The sequence below is a fragment of the Shewanella sp. 10N.286.52.B9 genome (genome assembly GCF_002873635.1).
GTDB lineage: Bacteria > Pseudomonadota > Gammaproteobacteria > Enterobacterales > Shewanellaceae > Shewanella.
Genome location: NZ_MCTY01000012.1, coordinates 1 through 19,126, shown reverse-complemented (window position 1 = coordinate 19,126; position 19,126 = coordinate 1). Strand labels below are relative to the sequence as shown.

The window sequence follows — 19,126 nt, the reverse complement described above, 5'->3', positions numbered from 1 at the left end:
GGGATGGCAGCTGCCATCCCTTTTTAAACTTCGTTTTAATTTTTTAGGTTAACACTACTAAAAAATAGCTACGATTGGGTCTGAACATAATGTTGTGTCTGTTTCACAGATTTTATAAGTCACCTCTGCTGGTGCATTAGTGAAACGATCTCGGTAACGGCCATCATTCGACGTTGTTGATACCATTACATCATCACGGTAAATATTAACACTTTCACCGTTTGCACCGCTCCATGATAAGTCCACCGCCGCACTACCACGACGTGAAACCATAGTACGTGTAACTGCAGCGTCTATGCTGTAATCAAATACTTCGATATCCATAGCAGTTGTATCAGTTAAACCTTCACTGTCTGTTACCACCAATGTCACAGAGTAAATTCCACCTGCCGCATAAGCGTATGTAGGATTCATATCTGAAGAGGTAGAACCGTCACCAAAGCTCCATTCATAGCTAACAATGTCATCATTAACGTCTGAACTTAAGTCGGTAAAATCAACCGTTAAGCCATCAATAGCATATTCAAAGCCTGCCACTGGTGCTGTAGGACTCGCATCCCCCAGAGCCGATAAAAGTAAGCCCCAATGATTTAATGAGCCACTATCTCCACCCGCTAAATCACTAACCGTTAATGTCCAAGTACCCAATGCTATTTCACCATTGAATTGCTCAGTTGCCCATGTCTGTACAATATCATCAGCACTGCCACCAGTTTGATTGTGCAACATAGCTTCTGTGCCATTTGGTGATGTTAGTGTTACGACTAAATCTCCTATCCATGTATGGGTAATATCAACATTCACATCAAGGCCAAAGATTTGTAATTCATCCCCGATTTCAATGGTGCTGGTGATAGTAGTATTATCCGAAATATCCACAGGAGTATCATTGCTATAACCAAAATCATTCAATCCCGCAGGATAGACTTCTAGGCTAACAGCTTTACTTTTCGAAGTGATGCCGTCATCAGCATGAACGGTAATGACATAATCTCCCCAAATAGCAGACTCAAGCGTCGCAACATCAAGCGTAAAACTGTCACCGACTACTGCAGTGTTAGCAGAAAGACTAATGCCTTCTAATGCTGGTGATACATCAAATGACAGCGCGACTTGATCATCCCAACCAGCAATACTGCCCAGACTAAAGTCATAACTAACGGCACTGCCAGCTTCAACTGATTGTGAAGATGGCGTGACACTTAACGCAAATGATGGATCTGGATCTGCATCTGCCAGTGCGTTTGCGACATTTAAACGTGTTCCAGCCACTGTTAGGCCAGTCAATGCTGCATTAGCATCACCAGAATCCATTAGTAACTGCTTCATAGTGACAGGGTCAATATCAGGTGCTATTGACCACACAAGTGCTGCAGCGCCGGTGATATGTGGTGTAGCCATTGAAGTACCTGAATAGGTACCATAACTATTTCCTGGAAGGGTTGATAAAATCGCAGAACCAGGCGCGCCCATATCGACACTTGTTAATCCCCATTGAGAAAAACTAGACATATCGTCATTGTGATCGGTACTGGCAATCGACAAAACAACATCAGAGTCATAACTTGATGGATAGTGTGGATTTGCATCATTATCAACAGCGCTATTACCTGCTGCTGCAACAAATAAAATTCCTTCATCACCAGCCGATTCAATAGAATCTTTTAATGCTTGGCTAAATCCGCCGCCGCCCCAAGAATTATTGGTCGCTTTAACATCAACACCATGGTTCACTTTTAAATTAGTGAAATAATCAATACAAGCTATCGCAGCTTCTGTAGAGCCTGTTCCACTATCACTTAAAAATTTACAACCAATGATAGTGACATCCCAGTTAACCCCAACAACACCTACGCCATCATTACCTTGTGCGCCAATAGTTCCTGAGACATGGGTACCATGACCATTGCCATCCATTGGATCACCAGTTCCGGTAATAGCGTTAAAGCCGTTAACATCATCAATGACACCATTGTTATCATCATCAATACCATTTCCGGGTATTTCATTAGGGTTAACCCAAAGGTTTGCAACTAGATCTGGATGATTATAATCAACACCAGTATCAATTACGCCAATAACCACATTTTCACTACCTGTAGTAGTGTCCCAAGCGGTAACGGCATCGATATCAGCACCAGAAACACCACCAGTTTGACCGGTATTATTTAAGCCCCATAACTCCAAGAAATTTGGATCGTCTGGCATACCAATTGCTGTATAAGTATAATTAGGTTCGGCATATTTTACTGCTGGATGCTTACTAATTAACTTAATTGCACTTTCAACATTACTACCGCTTTTAAGTGATAACTTAGCCAATCGTCCAGATAATAGGTATTTAAACTTATCATCTATACCATCAGCATTTTTATCTGTGACTGTTCCTGCGACTAGATTTTGCGCTGACAACCGTTCAAAGATTGACACATTTTCTTTATAAACAACGAGAATTTCATCTTTTTTATACTTTACACTTTCTTGAGCAATAACAGGGCTTGCGTTTAACGCAAATAGAGATGTTACTGCTAATGCAATTGGGGACATTTTGTTAATCATGATGTGGCTTCCTATCTTCCATTAATAATTCCCGGAACCGGTAATGCAGCACCTGTAGCTTTTCCATTAGCTATTTTTAAAAGCGAGTTGATTTTCCACGAAGTGAAACCCGGAATTTGTTGTTGCCATCAAATTGTTGCCACAAGCTGTATAACAATAAAAGGACTGAAACTTTAATTAGTAAGTAACTACTAGGCTTATTCGACTAGTCAATATTAGTGGTAAGCGAAAATAGCCAAATATAAGCATGATATTCAGTAACTTAAACCTTTGTAGCACTAAAGGTTTAATCTTAACCCCCTAAAAAAACTAACCTTTTATACGATTGAGAAAAACCAATGGGCACCGTAAGTTAATCTTGTAACGCGCTGCATCAGCAGAATCATTTGAAATTCTACCAACCTAAAACCAAACAGTTTTAGGGTTAATAATCATAAACTTAAAAGCAACCCCTGCTCTTAAGTTATTGGTGTTTATTGAGGGTTTATAGTGCTTCAAATACTGTTAGATCTTTAAAAGTTCACGCTGAAGTTACTTCTTGATCGCATATTAGTACTCAGTTACCTAAAGCTAAATTATGCACTTTGGCGACACAATGAGTTAACTAGGAAGCGAAATACTTTATCAAACGATTATTTTCTAATAATCAGATAAATCTATATTTAAACAGGGAGCGTAGAATGAAATCGCAAAAGAAATTATCGTTAGTATCACTTGCTATTGCAGCAAGCTTAGCATTACCCGTTTCAGCAGCAGGACTTTCATTACCAGAGGTGACAGCTGCAGAGAAATCGGCATTCGCTTCGAATACTAACGCAACAGTAACTCAAACGGGCATGGAGCAGGATGCCACAGTAAGCCAAACTGGCACGCGTCATATTTCAACCGTGACACAAATTGGTGATTTACAGTTTGCCGAGGTAACCCAGCAAGGGGACTGGCAAGAATCTTATATTAGCTCTGAAGGTAATGGAAACTCTGTCATTACTAACCAGGTTGATGATTGGCATATTTCAAACGTTGGCATCATAGGTGACCAAAACCAAGTTACTATTCAGCAGGCTGACTTTTATAACACTAGTGACGTATCGCTAACGGGTAATAGTAACACTGCTGATGTTATTCAAGATGGAGCTCAAAACGAAAGTATCATCGAAGTTATTGGTAATGAAAACGCTGCAGAAGTAACCCAGTACGGTGCGATTAACTTAGCGGTATTCGCTGTTGAAGGTAATAGTAATAGTGCAACCATAATGCAAGATGGTGTAAATAACCAAGCAGGTATCGTTTCCGATTCAGGCAGCCTAAATGCTGGCGATGGTAATGAACTATTTGTAAACCAACTTGGTGATAACAACTTTGGTGCTGCTTTAGGTGTATTTGGTGATAATAATACATTCGATTTTAGCCAAACAGGCGATGATAACACTGCTGTAGTAGCAAGCTTATCAGGCTCTTTAAATGATATTACTATCGACCAAACTGGCATTAATAACGGCGCAACAATAGAGTTTTCTTTTGGAGACGATAATGACGTTACTATTAGTCAAGATGGTTTTGGTAACCAAGTGGGCGGCGCTAATATTGCTATTTTAAATGGCTCGCTTAACGATATTGAAGTCGTACAAACTGGTGATGCCAATTTAACTGAGTTTATTGTTTATGGTGATGAGAATGTTATATCTGTAGATCAAAGTGGTGCAGATAACTACACTGCTTTTGTAGCTGATGGCTTCTATAATGAGGTCACTATCACTTCCTCAGGTGAACTTAACTTTGCATATTCAGAAACCGTTGGAGATAACAATACAGTTGATATGAGCCAAACAGGCAATGATAACGAAGCCGTTATTTCAAATGTCGGTTCAAATCAGACTGTTGATATCAGCCAAGAAGGTGATTTTAACTTAACTGATATAGTCGCCTTTGGTGATGACCACTCAATTACCGTTTCTCAGCTAGGCGACGGTAACTGGGTTGGTGGAGATGATGGTTACTTTGCAATTGATGGTACTATGAATACATTAAATGTAACCCAAATTGGTAATGATAATACGGTTACAGGCATGCAAATTGGCACTAATGATATTGCCACTGTAGTCCAAACCGGAAACTTTAATTCTGCAGCAATTTACCAGAATTAATTTATAGAAAATTTTCTTACTGAATATAGGGAGCACATTGCTCCCTATATATTTACTTTAATATCTCCTCCACTGGCAAAGCTTATTGTTTTCATTACGTTAAGCTAATTCTGTGCAATTTTATGACATAAGCTCATAAATTAATTTTACACGATGAAATAATTGCCGAAACAAACAAAAAAACCAGTTACAACTAGCAACTGGCTTAATAACATCTCTAAATTATTTTAAAGCGGGTAAATAACCTAAGTTAAGCGAACTCAAAATGGGCTTGATAAGTTTGTGCCCAACGCAGTAACTCGACCCGATTGCGAGATTGGGTTTTCCTAAAGATGGAAGAGATATGTGCCTTTACCGTGTGCTCACTAATGCAAAGCCTGTGGGCTATTTCTTTATTCCTTGCACCGCTTGAAACTAGCTGAATAATGGTTCTTTCACGATTAGTGAGCATTTGCAGCATTGCGATAGTATCTGGGGGGATTTCTGTATTAGCATCAAGTTTTTGTACTAGTCGGCGGAAAATTTTGCTAATTAGCGGTCGATCATACCAAAGCTCATCAGCTACCATTTTACGTAACCCGGTCAACATTAAATCCATACGTTGGTCGGCATAAAGTAAGCCTCTTACACCTAACAATAGTGCAGACTCCTGATCTAACGAGCCCCGTTCAACTTGATATAAAGCGACAGGGACATGATTAACTAGCCGTGATACCAACAGCGGAATGCCTTTGCTATCCAGCGCGGCCCCCTTTTGGGCGATCAAATAGAAACAATTAGTATTATGTTCTACTTCAAGTTCACTAGGGTGTTTCACTACCCTGGTTTTTAACCCTATCGACTCAGCTAAAATAGCCAAGTTGCAAGGCGCTGCAACCTGGTGTAAGAAGACTAATTCATCAATATTCGAATTCATCACTTTTCTCCCTGAAAAGTATTCTGTATCTCTCGGCTATACGAGTTTCGTCCTGAAACATTGATAACATAATAACAACATAATGCAATAATAGTACATTTTAACTAGCCCATAAGGAATTTTAACTAGTCTATAAAGTATTTCTGCAATACTTAAGTACTCATTAATAGATTAAGTGCTCGCAAACCAAGCCGTTACCAAAAATAAAACAAGTAAAAATAAACTTAACAGTCACAAGATCTATAAATGTAGCTGATTAAAGTGATGCTAACTGCTTATTATGTACCTTTGTGAGCAAGACTAATGCACTAATACCACCTATAAGTGCCATAAACATATCTGACTGTGTATCCCACACATAGCCTTGAGTGCCTAAAAACGCCTCCGCATTCTCACCTGTTGCAGCTGCAACCCACCACTCAATAAGTTCGTAAAAAGCAGAAAATGCCAATACAAAACAAACTGATAGAAACTGACACCAATAGCCCGGTTGCAAGACGTGATTTCTTAGCATCACCTCTCTTGCCAGTATGACCGGAATAAACCCCTGAGCAAGATGGCCGATTTTGTCATAATTATTACGTTCGCTACCCATCACATCAGCCAACCAATCAAACAGTGGTACTTCGGCATAGGTATATTTAGCTCCGACCATGAGCACGCAGCAATGTAACAAAATCAATAAGTAAGCTAAGGGTGTTAGGGGGAATTTATTACGGGTAAATAATAAGATGGGTAAGGCGATTAATGCTGGCAGTGCTTCTAACCACCAAGTAAACATATCTTTAGGTGAACTCACCGACCAAACGAGCACGACAGCAAAAATAACCACCCATATAACTTTCTTATTCACTATACATTCCCTTTAGATGATATTGTTCTAAACCAAGATCACAGTCTTTAGCCATCTAGCCCTCTACAATGGCAATAAATAATGCTATTTTGGTTGCGTATTAATGTCAGCATAACATAAGCATAACTATTGATAAGAGGGTACCCACACCATGGCAAAACACTCGCTTGACAAGGATAAGATTAAAATCCTGCTGTTGGAGGGCGTCCACCAAACTGCAGTCGATGTACTTAAGCGTGCAGGTTATACCAATATTGAATATCACAAAGCTTCCCTTCCTGAAGACCAGTTGCTGCGCTCAATTAAAGATGCTCACTTTGTCGGCCTGCGCTCGCGCACCCAATTAACCGCTGAAGTGTTGAACCATGCTGAAAAACTAGTCGCGATTGGCTGTTTCTGTATTGGTACTAACCAAGTTGATATTGCCGCTGCTGAGAAGTTAGGCGTACCCGTTTTTAATGCGCCATTCTCAAACACTCGCAGTGTTGCTGAGCTAGTGTTAGGTGAGATCATCATGCTGATGCGCGGTATTCCTCAGCGTAACGCCCTTGCCCACCGTGGCGGTTGGTTAAAAAGTGCCAATGGTAGCTATGAAGTGCGCGGTAAAACCTTAGGGGTCATTGGTTACGGCCATATAGGTACTCAGCTGGGTATTTTGGCTGAAACCCTCGGTATGCGGGTGGTATTTTTCGATATTGAAGACAAGTTGCCACTGGGTAATGCCAGCCAAATCCATTCAATGGAAACACTATTGAATGAAGCAGACGTTATCAGCTTGCATGTACCAGAAACTGCGCAAACTAAAAATATGATTGGTGCGACAGAATTTGAACAAATGCGTTCAAAAAGCTTTTTTATCAATGCATCACGGGGCACTGTGGTTGATATTGATGCGCTTTCTGATGCCCTAAAGTCAGGCCATATTGCAGGCGCTGCAATTGATGTATTCCCAGTTGAGCCTAAGTCAAATGATGACGAATTTATTAGCCCACTACGTGGACAAGATAACGTCATTATTACCCCGCATATTGGTGGTAGTACTGCTGAAGCTCAAGAAAATATCGGTATTGAAGTCGCGGGTAAGCTGGCTAAATATTCTGATAATGGCTCAACTGTGTCTGCGGTTAACTTCCCTGAAGTGTCATTGCCACAACATAAAGGCACCTCGCGCTTATTGCATGTTCACCACAACCGTCCAGGTGTGTTGATTAAAATTAACCAAGCGTTTTCAGAAAAAGGCATTAACATTGCTGCGCAATATCTACAAACGACTGCAGATATTGGTTACGTGGTCATGGAAGTCAATTCAAACCAAGCCGAACAAGCGCTGGGCGAGTTAAAAGCAATTGAAGGTACTATTCGTACCCGCGTATTGTTTTAATTCAAGCTAAGTCGGTGAACGATTTAACCTTAGGCTTATCTCGCAGTTAAATTGTGAATTAAAGCTATCTTCAATTAATTGAAGATAGCTTTTTCTTTTGAGCCTCACTGAATTCCGTTACACTCAAAGCTTATCTTTGTTGCTCACCTTAGGGATCATTTTATGACACTCGCAACCACACAGCCAAACTGGGATTACTTAACTTCAACGCCCGACTTACTGGTTTCAAACTTAAGCCACTTAGGTTTAATTGAAGTGACCGGTGAGCAAGGTAAAACCTTTATTCACGGCCAAGTCACTACCGATATCGTATCGCTGACAGAAACTCAGTGGCGCTGGGGCGCCCATTGCGATCCTAAGGGTAAGATGATTGCTAGCTTTAGAACCTACACAATTGCTGAAAGCCTTTTTATTTTAATGCCAGCATCAGTATTACCGCTAAGTTTGGCCTCATGGCAGAAATATGCGGTGTTCAGTAAAGCGGAATTAACTGATGTCACTGCTAAGCAAGTTATTTTAGGCTTTGCTGGTACGAAGGCTGCAGAGTTTATTGAGCAGCAATTTGGACGGATTGAACATGAAGTTACTCACGCTGAAGGCGCTATTATTTTAAAAGATGCTGAGCGCTTCATAGTGATTACATCAGCTGAAAAAGCGCAGCAATTAGTCACAGCTTCAAATCAACCACTATCTAGCCACCAAGCTTGGCAAGCATTAGAAATTCAAGCCGGTTACGCCAATATTGACGACAACCACAGCAGTGAGTTTGTACCACAAATGTGTAATATACAGGCGGTAAACGGTATTAGTTTTGAAAAAGGCTGCTACATGGGCCAAGAAACCATTGCCAGAATGAAGTACCGCGGTGGTAATAAACGCGCCCTGTATATTCTATCCGGTAGTGCCTCTGAAACTGTCAGCAGTGAAACTCAAATTGAAATTGCCTCAGAAGATGGCTTTCTTCGAGCGGGTAAAGTTATCGAAGCGGTTGAATTTAATAGCCAAGTGCTATTAACCGCAGTATTGGCTAACGATACGCCAAATGATGCAAAACTAAGAGTAAAAAATGACAACCAAAGTGAGCTAGTGGTGAAGCCGCTACCTTATTCGTTAGAAGATTAACTTAAACGGTTATATGGGTTAAAGCCAACAAAGGCTGCTAACCGTAACATTAAATAAAGGCTGATGGATGAGGTTACTTCTCATTCTTCAGCCTTTTTTATTATTTCAAAATCAACATATAAACGGGTTATTTCAATGAAAAGTCGATCTAAGTAATTTTATTTGTCGTATGATGATGTAATTACAAGTAATACCAGAGACGCTAATGACAGCAGTGATCACCCAACTATCGCAAGTATCCAAAGGCTTTAACGATGGAGATAGACTCCATCAGGTGCTTAACTGTGTCGATTTATCCCTGCATCGTGGTGATACCATTGCGCTAACCGGCCCCAGCGGCACGGGCAAAAGCACCCTACTTAATATCATTGCCGGTTTTGAGAAAATTGATTCTGGTCAGTTACAACTCATGAACCAACAAGCAGCGCAGTGGCAAGATAGTCAATGGAGCCAGTTTAGGCGCGCCCAACTTGGTATTGTCTTCCAACAATTCAACTTACTCACCCCGCTTAATGTTATCGATAATATCCGTTTTGTATTACAGCTTAATAATCAAAAGTGGAGTGATTGGGGCGATGAGCTTATTACGCAGCTTGGGATTAGTGACATTTTAACAAGACCTGTTGAAACCTTATCGGGTGGTCAGCAGCAACGCGTTGCCATTGCCAGAGCGTTAATCCACAAACCGGCATTATTACTAGCAGACGAGCCAACCGGTAATTTAGATGAAGCTGCAGGTCAGCAAGTAATGGAGCTAATGTGCCAGCTTACCATGGCTGCAAATACCACGGTGTTGATGGTAACCCACAGTGAAACCTGTGCGGGCTATATGAAACGCAGGTGGCATTTAGAAAAAGGCCATATTCATGAGTAATCAGGCTCAAGACATCACTGTCAAACAATGGCTGTTGTCACTAAAAATCTTCTTTGCCCACTACCGCCATTCGCCATTACAAGCTGGTGCCATTCTTCTCGGTATCCTCCTCGCAGTCACCTTGCTAATAGGCGTCAAGTCTACCAATGAAAATGCAGTAAGAAGTTACAGCGAAGCCACCGAACTATTAAGTCAACGGGCAAGCTTGTTGATCACCCCAGCCGCAGGGCAACAACTCATTAATGAGCAGGTCTATTTCCGATTGCGTCAAAGCGGGATCAGTAATGCTTTAGCTGTGATTAATGGCCTTGCAGTCGACGATAAGGGGCGGCGCTGGCAAATTCAAGGCAGCGATTTATTTGCTGCAGTTAACTTACAAAACCATTCATCTGAAGCTCAAACGAATACCAACAGCAAAACGCCCATTAATATTCCACTGGATAAGCTATTAGCAGGCAGCAATGTGTTGTTAATGAGCCAATCCCTAGCGGATAACATAGCAAAAGACGGGTGGTTTTATTTACAAAACCCACAAGATAAAGCCGCTAACACTATCAAGCTCGAAGTGATCAGTGTCGATGATGATTATGGCTTAGGTAATGCCATTGTCGCTGATATCTCTTTAGCGCAAATCCTATTAGACCAACCCAATAAGCTGTCTTATATTGCTTTGTTTGATCCTGCTGAGCCACTGATTGAGCAAATCAATAGTCAAAATCTATTACAGCAACAGGCGAGTATTACAGAACAAGATCAAGGCCAGGCGCTACAAGAGCTTACCCGTAGTTTTCACTTAAACCTTAACGCCATGAGTATGCTGGCTTTTGTGGTAGGGCTATTTATCGCTTATAACGGCGTGCGCTACAGTTTGATGAAGCGGCAAAAATTATTAGTACAATTACTGCAATTAGGGATTAATAAGCATAATGTGATGCTAGCACTGGTCGCTGAGCTCATTGTGCTGGTGATCATTGGTGCAAGCTTAGGCTTTATTCTGGGGCTGCAACTCAGCGTCTGGCTACAACCTATGGTCGCCATGACACTAGAGCAGCTTTATGGCGCTCGGCTAATGCCCGGCAACTGGCAATGGCAGTGGTTTGCCCAAGCCATAGTGTTAACCTTGTTTGCCGGTTTACTCGCCTGCCTGCCACTGTATCGACAATTAACGCAACAACCCCTCGCCCGAGCTGGCACCAAACATAATCAAGCAAGCAGTTTGCTGGTCACCCAACGCTGGTTGTTTGCCATCGCGATAGTGGCATTAACCATTTGCGCTGCACTGTTTCCGTTTGCTGAGCAATATCAATTTAGCCTCGCACTGATGGGGATTGTTATTGTCGCTATCCCACTATTGCTGCCATTAACACTGCATTATGTCAGTAGTAGTTTGGCTAAGTATTTTCCGGCAGGATTATGGCAATACATGATGGCAGAAACCAAAGAGTTAATCGGGCCGTTATCGTTAGCCATGATGGCGATGCTATTGGCGCTAACCGCGAACATTTCGATGAATACCCTAGTGGGCAGTTTTGAAGTCACCTTAAAAACCTGGCTTGAAAGCCGCCTTCATGCAGATTTATACATGCGCCCGTCAAGCGAAAACATCACTGATATTGCGTCTTTCTTAGAGAAGCAGCCTAAGGTCACTGGTATATATTCACAGTGGACAGTAAATAGCAGTTATCAAAATATGCCCGTTGAACTTGTGAGTCGCGATTTGTATTCAACTAAGATTGTCAGTTCGCTAAAACAGCAATCAGATGACTTCTGGGCTGAATTTACTCAGGGTAATCAGTTGATGATAAGTGAGCCCATTGCGATTAAATACAAGTTACAAATTGGCGATAGCTTTACATTGCCAATCATGTCAGCAAAAACGAATCAACACCCCGTGACCATTGGCGCTATCTTCTTTGATTATGGTAACCCTAAGGGTCAGGTCGTAATTGGTAATACACTATGGCAACAATTACAATTGCCCAAGCAAGCTAAAAGTATCGCTGCCAGCTATGATGGCGATATAAACGAGCTTGAACAATCACTCGTTAATAGCAAGCTAATTTCAACAGCGCAAATGTATAACCAAGCCAAAATTAAGCAGCAAGCCATAGCCATGTTTAAGCAAACCTTTTCTATCACCATGGTGCTCAATAGCCTCACCTTAATGGTGGCTGCCATTGGATTATTCAGTGCATGCTTAATGCTAACCCAAGCCAGACAAGCACCACTAGCCAAACTATATGCCCTTGGGGTGAGCAAAGCACGCTTGCGCTTTATGATGTTCATTCAAATGCAGTTTATTGTATTACTCACCTGTTTAGTGGCGCTGCCAACAGGTGCTGTACTGGGTTACTTACTGATCAACAAAGTCACTTTACAAGCCTTTGGTTGGAGTATTGCCATGCTATGGGATTGGCAAGCTTATGCCCGAGTGGTGTTAATTGCGCTGTCTACCAGCGCCGTTGCCATCGCGATCCCACTTTACTGGCAAACCCGTAAATCACTTATTCATAACCTTCAGCAAGAGGCTTTATAATGTATAACGCCCCGATAACCAGCGCCAACATAAAGCGACAGATTGACCCAGTGCTAAAGCTACGACAGTCAGCTTTTATCGCAATATGGTTACTGTTAGCTTGTCTGAGCCAAATGGGTTGTCAGCCTAATTCAACAGCAGAGTCAGATAACAAAGCCAGTATGGGCAGCCTATTAACGCAAGACGCTGACAGCCTTGAGCAATACGCCAAAGTACTGCCAGATCATCAACTCAATTTCCCGCGAGATCATTTAAGCCATGATAAATTTAGGCAAGAGTGGTGGTATTTAACGGCCAATATGACCACTGAGGCGGGTGAAGAGCTAGGGCTTCAATGGACTCAATTCAGAATTGCGCTGTCTGCTGCTGATACTGCCGCGCCAAACAACTGGGCTACTAATCAAATGTTTATGTCACACGCTGCATTAACCTCAGCATCCAAGCATCAAGCCAAAGAGAAATGGTCTCGCGCCCATCCACAACTGGCTCATGTTAGCTCTAACCCTCTCACCATCGTGTTAGATGACTGGCAGTGGCGCAGTGAAACAAATGCGTTATTTCCGGCAAATTTAACGGTTAACACTGAAAAATTTGGCTACCAATTATCATTAACCAGTAACGCGCCAATGAACCTACAAGGCGATAACGGCTACAGTATTAAAAGCCCTAACGGCGAAGTTGCTTCTTACTATTACAGCCAGCCTTTTATTGATTTAACAGGTTCTATTAACCGTGATGGTAAAACTGAAATAGTCACAGGAAAGGCTTGGCTTGATAGGGAGTGGAGCTCGCAATTCCTTACTAAAAGCCAGCAAGGCTGGGACTGGTTTTCTATTCGCTTAGATGATGGCTCTGCGCTAATGCTTTTTCAACTAAGAAACAGTAATAGTGAGGCCTTTTTTAGTGCCCGCAGAATGTTTTTCGACGGTAACGGCAGAAATATTAATAGTAAGTCACACCCAAACGACATAAAAGTTACCCCGCTTAGCTGGCAACAAACTGACAGTGGTCGCTATCCAATTAGTTGGCTGGTTAGCATTACTAGCGAAGATATTGATGTCACCGTTAAAGCACTTAACCCCAACAGTGATATGCCACTGACAATCTCTTATTGGGAAGGCCCGATCAGCGTATCAGGCAGTCATTCTGGTAATGGATATATGGAGCTAACGGGCTATTAGCACCATTGATGTTCAAAGTTAATTTTGCCTCTTCCTCGCTTTTTAAAGCCTATAGAAGCTTCTACTTCTATAGGACGGATTTTTCTATATCTGTCCTATACTTTTACCATTAACTATCAATAATCCGTAAGAATTAAATTTACATTTGCTAATTAAGTAATTGAGCAAATTGAAAAACGTGCTTTAGATCACACTTACTAGTGTGATCTACAGCAATAAACAGCCCGTATACTCAGTCTGGGGTATACCCATGAAAAATGCGCGGTTTAGACTCAATGATAGTTAAGTTTTTTGTTAATAAAAACCTTAGTAAATAAAAACAAAGATAGTTTTAAAAATACTGTCTACATACATTTAAGAGTGAGGAAACACCATGAGCATAAGCCGTCGCGAGTTTCTAAAAGCCAATGCAGCTACCGCAGCCGCTTCGGCAGTTGGACTTGCTTTACCAATAAAAATGGTTCAAGCAGAAGAGCAGTCTGCAGAAATAAAATGGGACAAAGCCCCTTGTCGTTTCTGTGGTGTGGGTTGTAGTGTTTTAGTGGGTACCAAAGGTGGCAAAGTTGTTGCGACTCAGGGCGACCCAGAAAGCCCTGTCAACAAAGGTCTTAACTGTGTTAAGGGCTACTTCCTCTCTAAAATTATGTACGGCAAAGACCGCCTTACGTCGCCATTATTAAGAATGAAAGATGGCAAGTATGACAAAGAAGGTGAATTTACCCCAGTAAGCTGGGATGTTGCCCTTGATACCATGGCTGACAAGTGGAAAGCCAGTATTGCCAAAAAAGGCCCTACATCGGTAGGTATGTTTGGCTCGGGCCAATGGACTATCTGGGAAGGCTACGCGGCATCTAAATTACACAAAGCGGGCTTCCTTACCAACAACATCGATCCTAATGCCCGTCACTGTATGGCATCTGCGGTAGGTGGATTCATGCGTACCTTTGGTATTGATGAGCCAATGGGTAGCTATGATGACTTCGAAGCTGCAGATCACTTCGTGCTTTGGGGCGCCAATATGGCAGAAATGCACCCTATTCTATGGTCACGCTTAACTGACCGTCGTTTAAGCCATGAAGGCAGTAAAGTCCATGTGTTATCGACATTTGAAAACCGCAGCTTCGAACTTGCCGACAACCCTATGGTATTTAAGCCGCAATCTGACTTAGTTATCTTGAACTTCATTGCCAATTATATCATCCAAAACGATGCGGTTAATAAAGACTTCGTCAGCAAGCATACTAACTTCGCAGAAGGTGTGACTGATATCGGTTACGGTCTTCGCCCTGAGCATCCTCTAGAGCAGAAAGCGAAAAACCCAGGTAACGGCAAATCTAAGCCTATCTCTTTTGAAGAATACGCAAAATTTGTCAGTACTTATACTGCTGAATACGCATCTGAAATGAGTGGCGTACCAGTTGAAAACCTTATCGAAATGGCAAAAGCGTATGCTGATCCTAACATCAAGATCATGAGCTTATGGACTATGGGTATTAACCAACATACTCGTGGTGTGTGGGCAAACAACATGCTTTATAACATTCACTTGTTAACAGGTAAAATTGCCACGCCAGGTAACAGCCCGTTCTCATTAACAGGTCAACCTTCAGCTTGTGGTACAGCACGTGAAGTGGGTACTTTCTCGCATCGTTTGCCTGCAGACATGGTTGTAGCAAACCCTAAACATCGCGCAATCACTGAAAAGTTATGGCAGCTACCTGAAGGCACGATTCCGCCAAAACCTGGCTACCATGCTGTACTTCAAAGCCGTATGCTGAAAGATGGCAAACTAAACTGTTACTGGACTATGTGCACCAATAACATGCAAGCAGGTCCAAACATTAACGATGAAATTTACCCAGGTTTCCGCAACCCAGAAAACTTCATTGTGGTATCAGACCCATACCCAACAGTGACAGCAACAGCTGCTGACTTGATTCTTCCTACTGCGATGTGGGTAGAAAAAGAAGGTGCTTACGGTAACGCTGAGCGCCGTACTCATATGTGGCATCAACAAGTTAAAGCCCCTGAAGGCGCTAAGTCTGACTTATGGCAGCTTGTTGAGTTCTCTAAGCGCTTCAAAGTTTCTGAAGTTTGGCCTGCAGAGTTAATTGCTAAAAAGCCTGAGTATGCAGAAAAAACCTTATATGACATCTTATTTGCTAACGGTGTCGTTGATAAATTCCCGTCATCAGAGTGTAAAGGTGACTACAACGATGAAAACGATGCATTCGGCTTCTACCTGCAAAAAGGGTTATTTGAAGAGTATGCTCAATTTGGTCGTGGACACGGTCATGATTTAGATGCATTTGACAACTATCATGAAAACCGCGGTAAACGTTGGCCTGTAGTCAATGGTACCGAGACGGTTCGTCGTTTCGTTGAAGGAAGCGACCCTTACGTTAAAGCTGGTGAAGGTTATAACTTCTACGGTAAGCCTGACGGACGCGCAGTGATTTTTGCACTGCCATTTGAGCCCGCTGCTGAAGAGCCAAATGAAGAGTTTGACCTATGGATGTCTACAGGTCGCGTACTTGAGCATTGGCATACAGCAAGTATGACAGCTCGTGTACCAGAGCTGCATAAGTCTTACCCTGATGCACAGGTATTCATGCACCCTAAAGACGCGAGTAGTCGTGGCCTGAAAAATGGTGATGAAGTGAAAGTGATTTCTCCACGTGGTGAAGTGAAAACGCGTGTTGAAACTAAAGGCCGTAACAAGCCACCTGTCGGCGTGGTGTTTATGCCATTCTTTGATGCTAGACAGCTGGTCAACAAATTATTACTTGATGCTACTGATCCGTTATCGAAAGAAACAGATTTCAAGAAGTGTCCAGTGAAGATTGTTAAAGCCTAATTTGACTTACAGTGATGCTGAAAACAAATTTAGCATCACTGAATCACTATTTATCTCTATCCATTTAATCAAAAAATAATGGATATGAAGGAGTGTAAACCATGAAGAAATTACTTAGCCTTGCTGCGATAGTGCTCAGTCTTAGCGCATGCTCAGGTCAACAAGCAGCAGAAACTGCTGCACCAGTAAATGTAAAATCACTAGCTGGTGATGTACAGATTACTGACACCATTCCTGCAGATGCAAAAGCGACTTACCCAAGCCGCGGAACTGCGATTGAAAGAACATTTGTGCATCAACCACCTATGATCCCCCATAGAGATAGTTATCCTATCACTATGAAAAAGAATGGTTGTTTAACGTGTCACAGTACTGAAAAGGCAGCGCGCATGAAAGCCACGCCAATCGACAAGTCACACGTAAAAGCCGATGGAAAATTTGACGATAAATATTATTTTTGTGTTCAGTGCCATGTTGCACAAGCAGATAATAAAGAAGCATTAGTTGAGAATTACCACACAAACTAAGCTTCTACATCCAGCTTGATATCGATGTAAAATAAAAATGCCACTGGATCTCAGTGGCATTTTAGTTTGTCGCTAACATGACAACATTAGCTAAGGCTCAAAGTCTAAAGCCTTTACGGCGTCACAATATTAAACCAGAAGTTATATTCATCAAGCATGCCTAAAAACGCAGTGAATAAGCTTTCATCGCCACTAATTTTTACATCGCCTTTTTTAATGGCCTCATCAAAGGTTATCTCTTTTAGCTGGATGCTATTCATGGTTTCCATGCTCATAACTAAGCCGACATCCGGGTCTTCAACTTGATTTGAGCTGTGGTGTAATACCGCATTCTCAACTGTTAAGCTGTAACCCTTTTTAAGATCAGTGAAATCAATATTGATATCAAACTGTTTACCCGCAGCTTTGGCAGAATCCAATCTTACCGCTAAATAATCAAACAGCAATTCAGGTGTCATCGCGCGAATAGTATCAGGTGTTGCGGTTTGAGTTCCCCCTGCCGACGGAATACCATTTCGCAGCTCATAAGCACCTTGTAAATATACTGAACGCCAAGGCCCTGACTCAGCTTGATAACCTAATTGCTCAAAGGCATCGGCCAATAACTCTTTAGCCTCAGTAGATTGAGGGTTAGCAAAAACAGCATGTTTCATCACCTCAGCAACCCAGCGATATTCACCATCAGCGAAAGAGTTTTTGGCTTTTTTAACCACTTCAGCTTCGCCACCCATGTACTGCATATACTTTTTAGCAACCACTTCTGGCGGCAGATTATCAAGGTTAGATGGATTCCCGTTATACCAGCCCATATAACGTTGGTACACTGCGCGGCTATTATGTTTCAGCGTACCGTAATAGCCTCTGGTAGCCCAGTTCTGCTCTAATTCAGGTGGCAGTGTGATCATTTCAGAAATCTCTTCGCCTGTGTAACCTTGGTTCATCAGTCTTACTGATTGGTCATGGGTGAATTTGTAGATATCACGCTGCTTTTTGAAATAAGGAATAATGTTGTCACTGCCCCATAAAGGCCAATGATGACTTTGGAACTTAACTTTTGCTTCTTGGCCCCACAGGCTAATAGTCTCGTCAAGGAAACTGGCCCAAATCAGCGCATCTCGCACTTGCGCCCCACGAAGGGTTAAGATGTTATGCATGGTATTAGTCGTGTTTTCCGCCATCCACAAGGCTTTATATTGTGGAAACCAAGTGTTCATCTCAGCTGGTGCTTCAGTGCCGGGGGTTAACTGAAACTCCATTTCAACACCATCAATAGTTAATTTAGTCCCCGTCTGTTTGATTTCCTTATTAGGCACTAATAAACCCGCAAGCCCGGTCGATACTGTCATACCTAGACCGCCATTTACACCGCCCTGGGCATTTCTAGGCAGTAATGCACCGTACATAAATACCGCACGGCGACCCATGGCATTACCGGCAATGACATTTTCTGACACCGCATGCTCAGTGAAATGCTCCGGCGCTATCACCTGCACTTTACCGCTGGCGACATCTTCAGCTGTGGCTAAGCCGGTTGCACCGCCATAATGGTCAATATGGCTATGACTATAAACAATCGCCACCACTGGACGCTCTCCAATATGCTTATTAATTAAGTCTAATGAGGCTTTAGCTGTTTCAGGGGAGATTAATGGGTCAAATACAATCCAGCCCTTGTCGCCTTTAATGAAAGTGATGTTACTTAAGTCAAATCCACGTACTTGGTAAATATTATCAGTCACTTCAAATAAACCATGATGAAGTACCAATTGGCTATTACGCCATAAACTGGGGTTGACCGTATCTGGGGAGGCTTTGTCATCACTAATATAAGTTTTGTATTGCTCTAAATCCCATACCACATTGCCATTGGCATCTTTAATGGTCACCACATCAGGCTTAGCAATAAAACCCCGTTTAGCATTGTCAAAATCTTGCTTGTCGTTAAAGGGAAGCGCCTTTAGCACTGCGGCATTGGCTTTTTGAGTATGTTCAGTAGCAGGTTTAGATTGAGTAGCGGCGACACTATTAAAACACACCGCGACAGAAAAAGCCGCGGCAAGCAGATAAAGCGGTTTCATATAAGCTCCTTTTAAACACGATTAAATACTTAATTCGTTATCCTAGGAGTAAAATTAGCTGCTTATTTAACCAAGCGCTAGCGCTATTAGTTTTATAT

12 protein-coding genes are annotated in these 19,126 nt (G+C 42.1%); 8 read left to right on the top strand and 4 right to left on the bottom strand.

From position 1 onward, the window contains the following. Positions 1-57: 57 nt before the first annotated feature. A complete protein-coding gene (locus BCU91_RS01305) occupies positions 58-2,559 on the bottom strand; it encodes a S8 family serine peptidase (protein ID WP_102530730.1) in 2,502 nt (833 codons plus the stop codon). A 680-nt stretch (positions 2,560-3,239) separates the two neighbouring features. On the opposite strand from BCU91_RS01305, the gene BCU91_RS01300 reads away from it, so the two are divergent. Further along, positions 3,240-4,703 carry a curlin gene (locus tag BCU91_RS01300; RefSeq protein ID WP_102519417.1) on the top strand — a complete coding sequence of 488 codons (1,464 nt, stop codon included), beginning with the start codon at positions 3,240-3,242 and terminating at the stop codon, positions 4,701-4,703. Positions 4,704-4,953: 250 nt separating this feature from the next. Here the strand turns inward: BCU91_RS01300 and BCU91_RS01295 are convergent, their stop codons facing one another. Both BCU91_RS01295 and BCU91_RS01290 read right to left on the bottom strand, forming a co-directional pair. Then, the gene (locus BCU91_RS01295; protein ID WP_102436757.1) at positions 4,954-5,619 is read right to left on the bottom strand and encodes a response regulator transcription factor; all 666 of its coding nucleotides are present in this window, start codon (positions 5,617-5,619) and stop codon (positions 4,954-4,956) included. A 256-nt stretch (positions 5,620-5,875) separates the two neighbouring features. Further along, a complete protein-coding gene (locus BCU91_RS01290) occupies positions 5,876-6,472 on the bottom strand; it encodes a DUF2238 domain-containing protein (protein ID WP_102530729.1) in 597 nt (198 codons plus the stop codon). Positions 6,473-6,623: 151 nt separating this feature from the next. Here BCU91_RS01290 and serA point away from each other — a divergent pair, with 151 nt between their 5' ends. From serA to BCU91_RS01255, 7 genes are all read left to right on the top strand, one after another. Further along, the gene (gene serA / locus BCU91_RS01285; RefSeq protein WP_102436753.1) at positions 6,624-7,853 is read left to right on the top strand and encodes a phosphoglycerate dehydrogenase; all 1,230 of its coding nucleotides are present in this window, start codon (positions 6,624-6,626) and stop codon (positions 7,851-7,853) included. A 162-nt stretch (positions 7,854-8,015) separates the two neighbouring features. Continuing rightward, on the top strand, positions 8,016-8,975 hold the full coding sequence (ygfZ, locus tag BCU91_RS01280) for a tRNA-modifying protein YgfZ (RefSeq protein WP_102530728.1): 960 nt from the start codon (positions 8,016-8,018) through the stop codon (positions 8,973-8,975). Positions 8,976-9,180: 205 nt separating this feature from the next. Then, the gene (locus tag BCU91_RS01275) at positions 9,181-9,849 is read left to right on the top strand and encodes an ABC transporter ATP-binding protein (RefSeq protein WP_102436749.1); all 669 of its coding nucleotides are present in this window, start codon (positions 9,181-9,183) and stop codon (positions 9,847-9,849) included. Beyond that, complete coding sequence (locus BCU91_RS01270) at positions 9,842-12,385, top strand: ABC transporter permease (RefSeq protein WP_102530727.1); 2,544 nt, start codon at positions 9,842-9,844, stop codon at positions 12,383-12,385. The genes BCU91_RS01275 and BCU91_RS01270 overlap by 8 nt, the downstream gene beginning before the upstream one ends. 113 nt (positions 12,386-12,498) lie before the next feature. Beyond that, positions 12,499-13,566 (top strand): lipocalin-like domain-containing protein, encoded by a 1,068-nt coding sequence (locus BCU91_RS01265; RefSeq protein ID WP_102530731.1) that lies wholly within the window; start codon positions 12,499-12,501, stop codon positions 13,564-13,566. A 373-nt stretch (positions 13,567-13,939) separates the two neighbouring features. Next, positions 13,940-16,423: a nitrate reductase catalytic subunit NapA gene (gene napA / locus BCU91_RS01260; protein WP_102436745.1), complete on the top strand. Its 2,484-nt coding sequence runs from the start codon at positions 13,940-13,942 to the stop codon at positions 16,421-16,423. A 101-nt stretch (positions 16,424-16,524) separates the two neighbouring features. Next, positions 16,525-16,950 (top strand): nitrate reductase cytochrome c-type subunit, encoded by a 426-nt coding sequence (locus BCU91_RS01255; protein ID WP_102436743.1) that lies wholly within the window; start codon positions 16,525-16,527, stop codon positions 16,948-16,950. A gap of 113 nt (positions 16,951-17,063) precedes the next feature. Here the strand turns inward: BCU91_RS01255 and BCU91_RS01250 are convergent, their stop codons facing one another. Next, on the bottom strand, positions 17,064-19,028 hold the full coding sequence (locus tag BCU91_RS01250; protein WP_102475339.1) for an alkyl sulfatase dimerization domain-containing protein: 1,965 nt from the start codon (positions 19,026-19,028) through the stop codon (positions 17,064-17,066). Between the last annotated feature and the right edge of the window lie 98 nt (positions 19,029-19,126).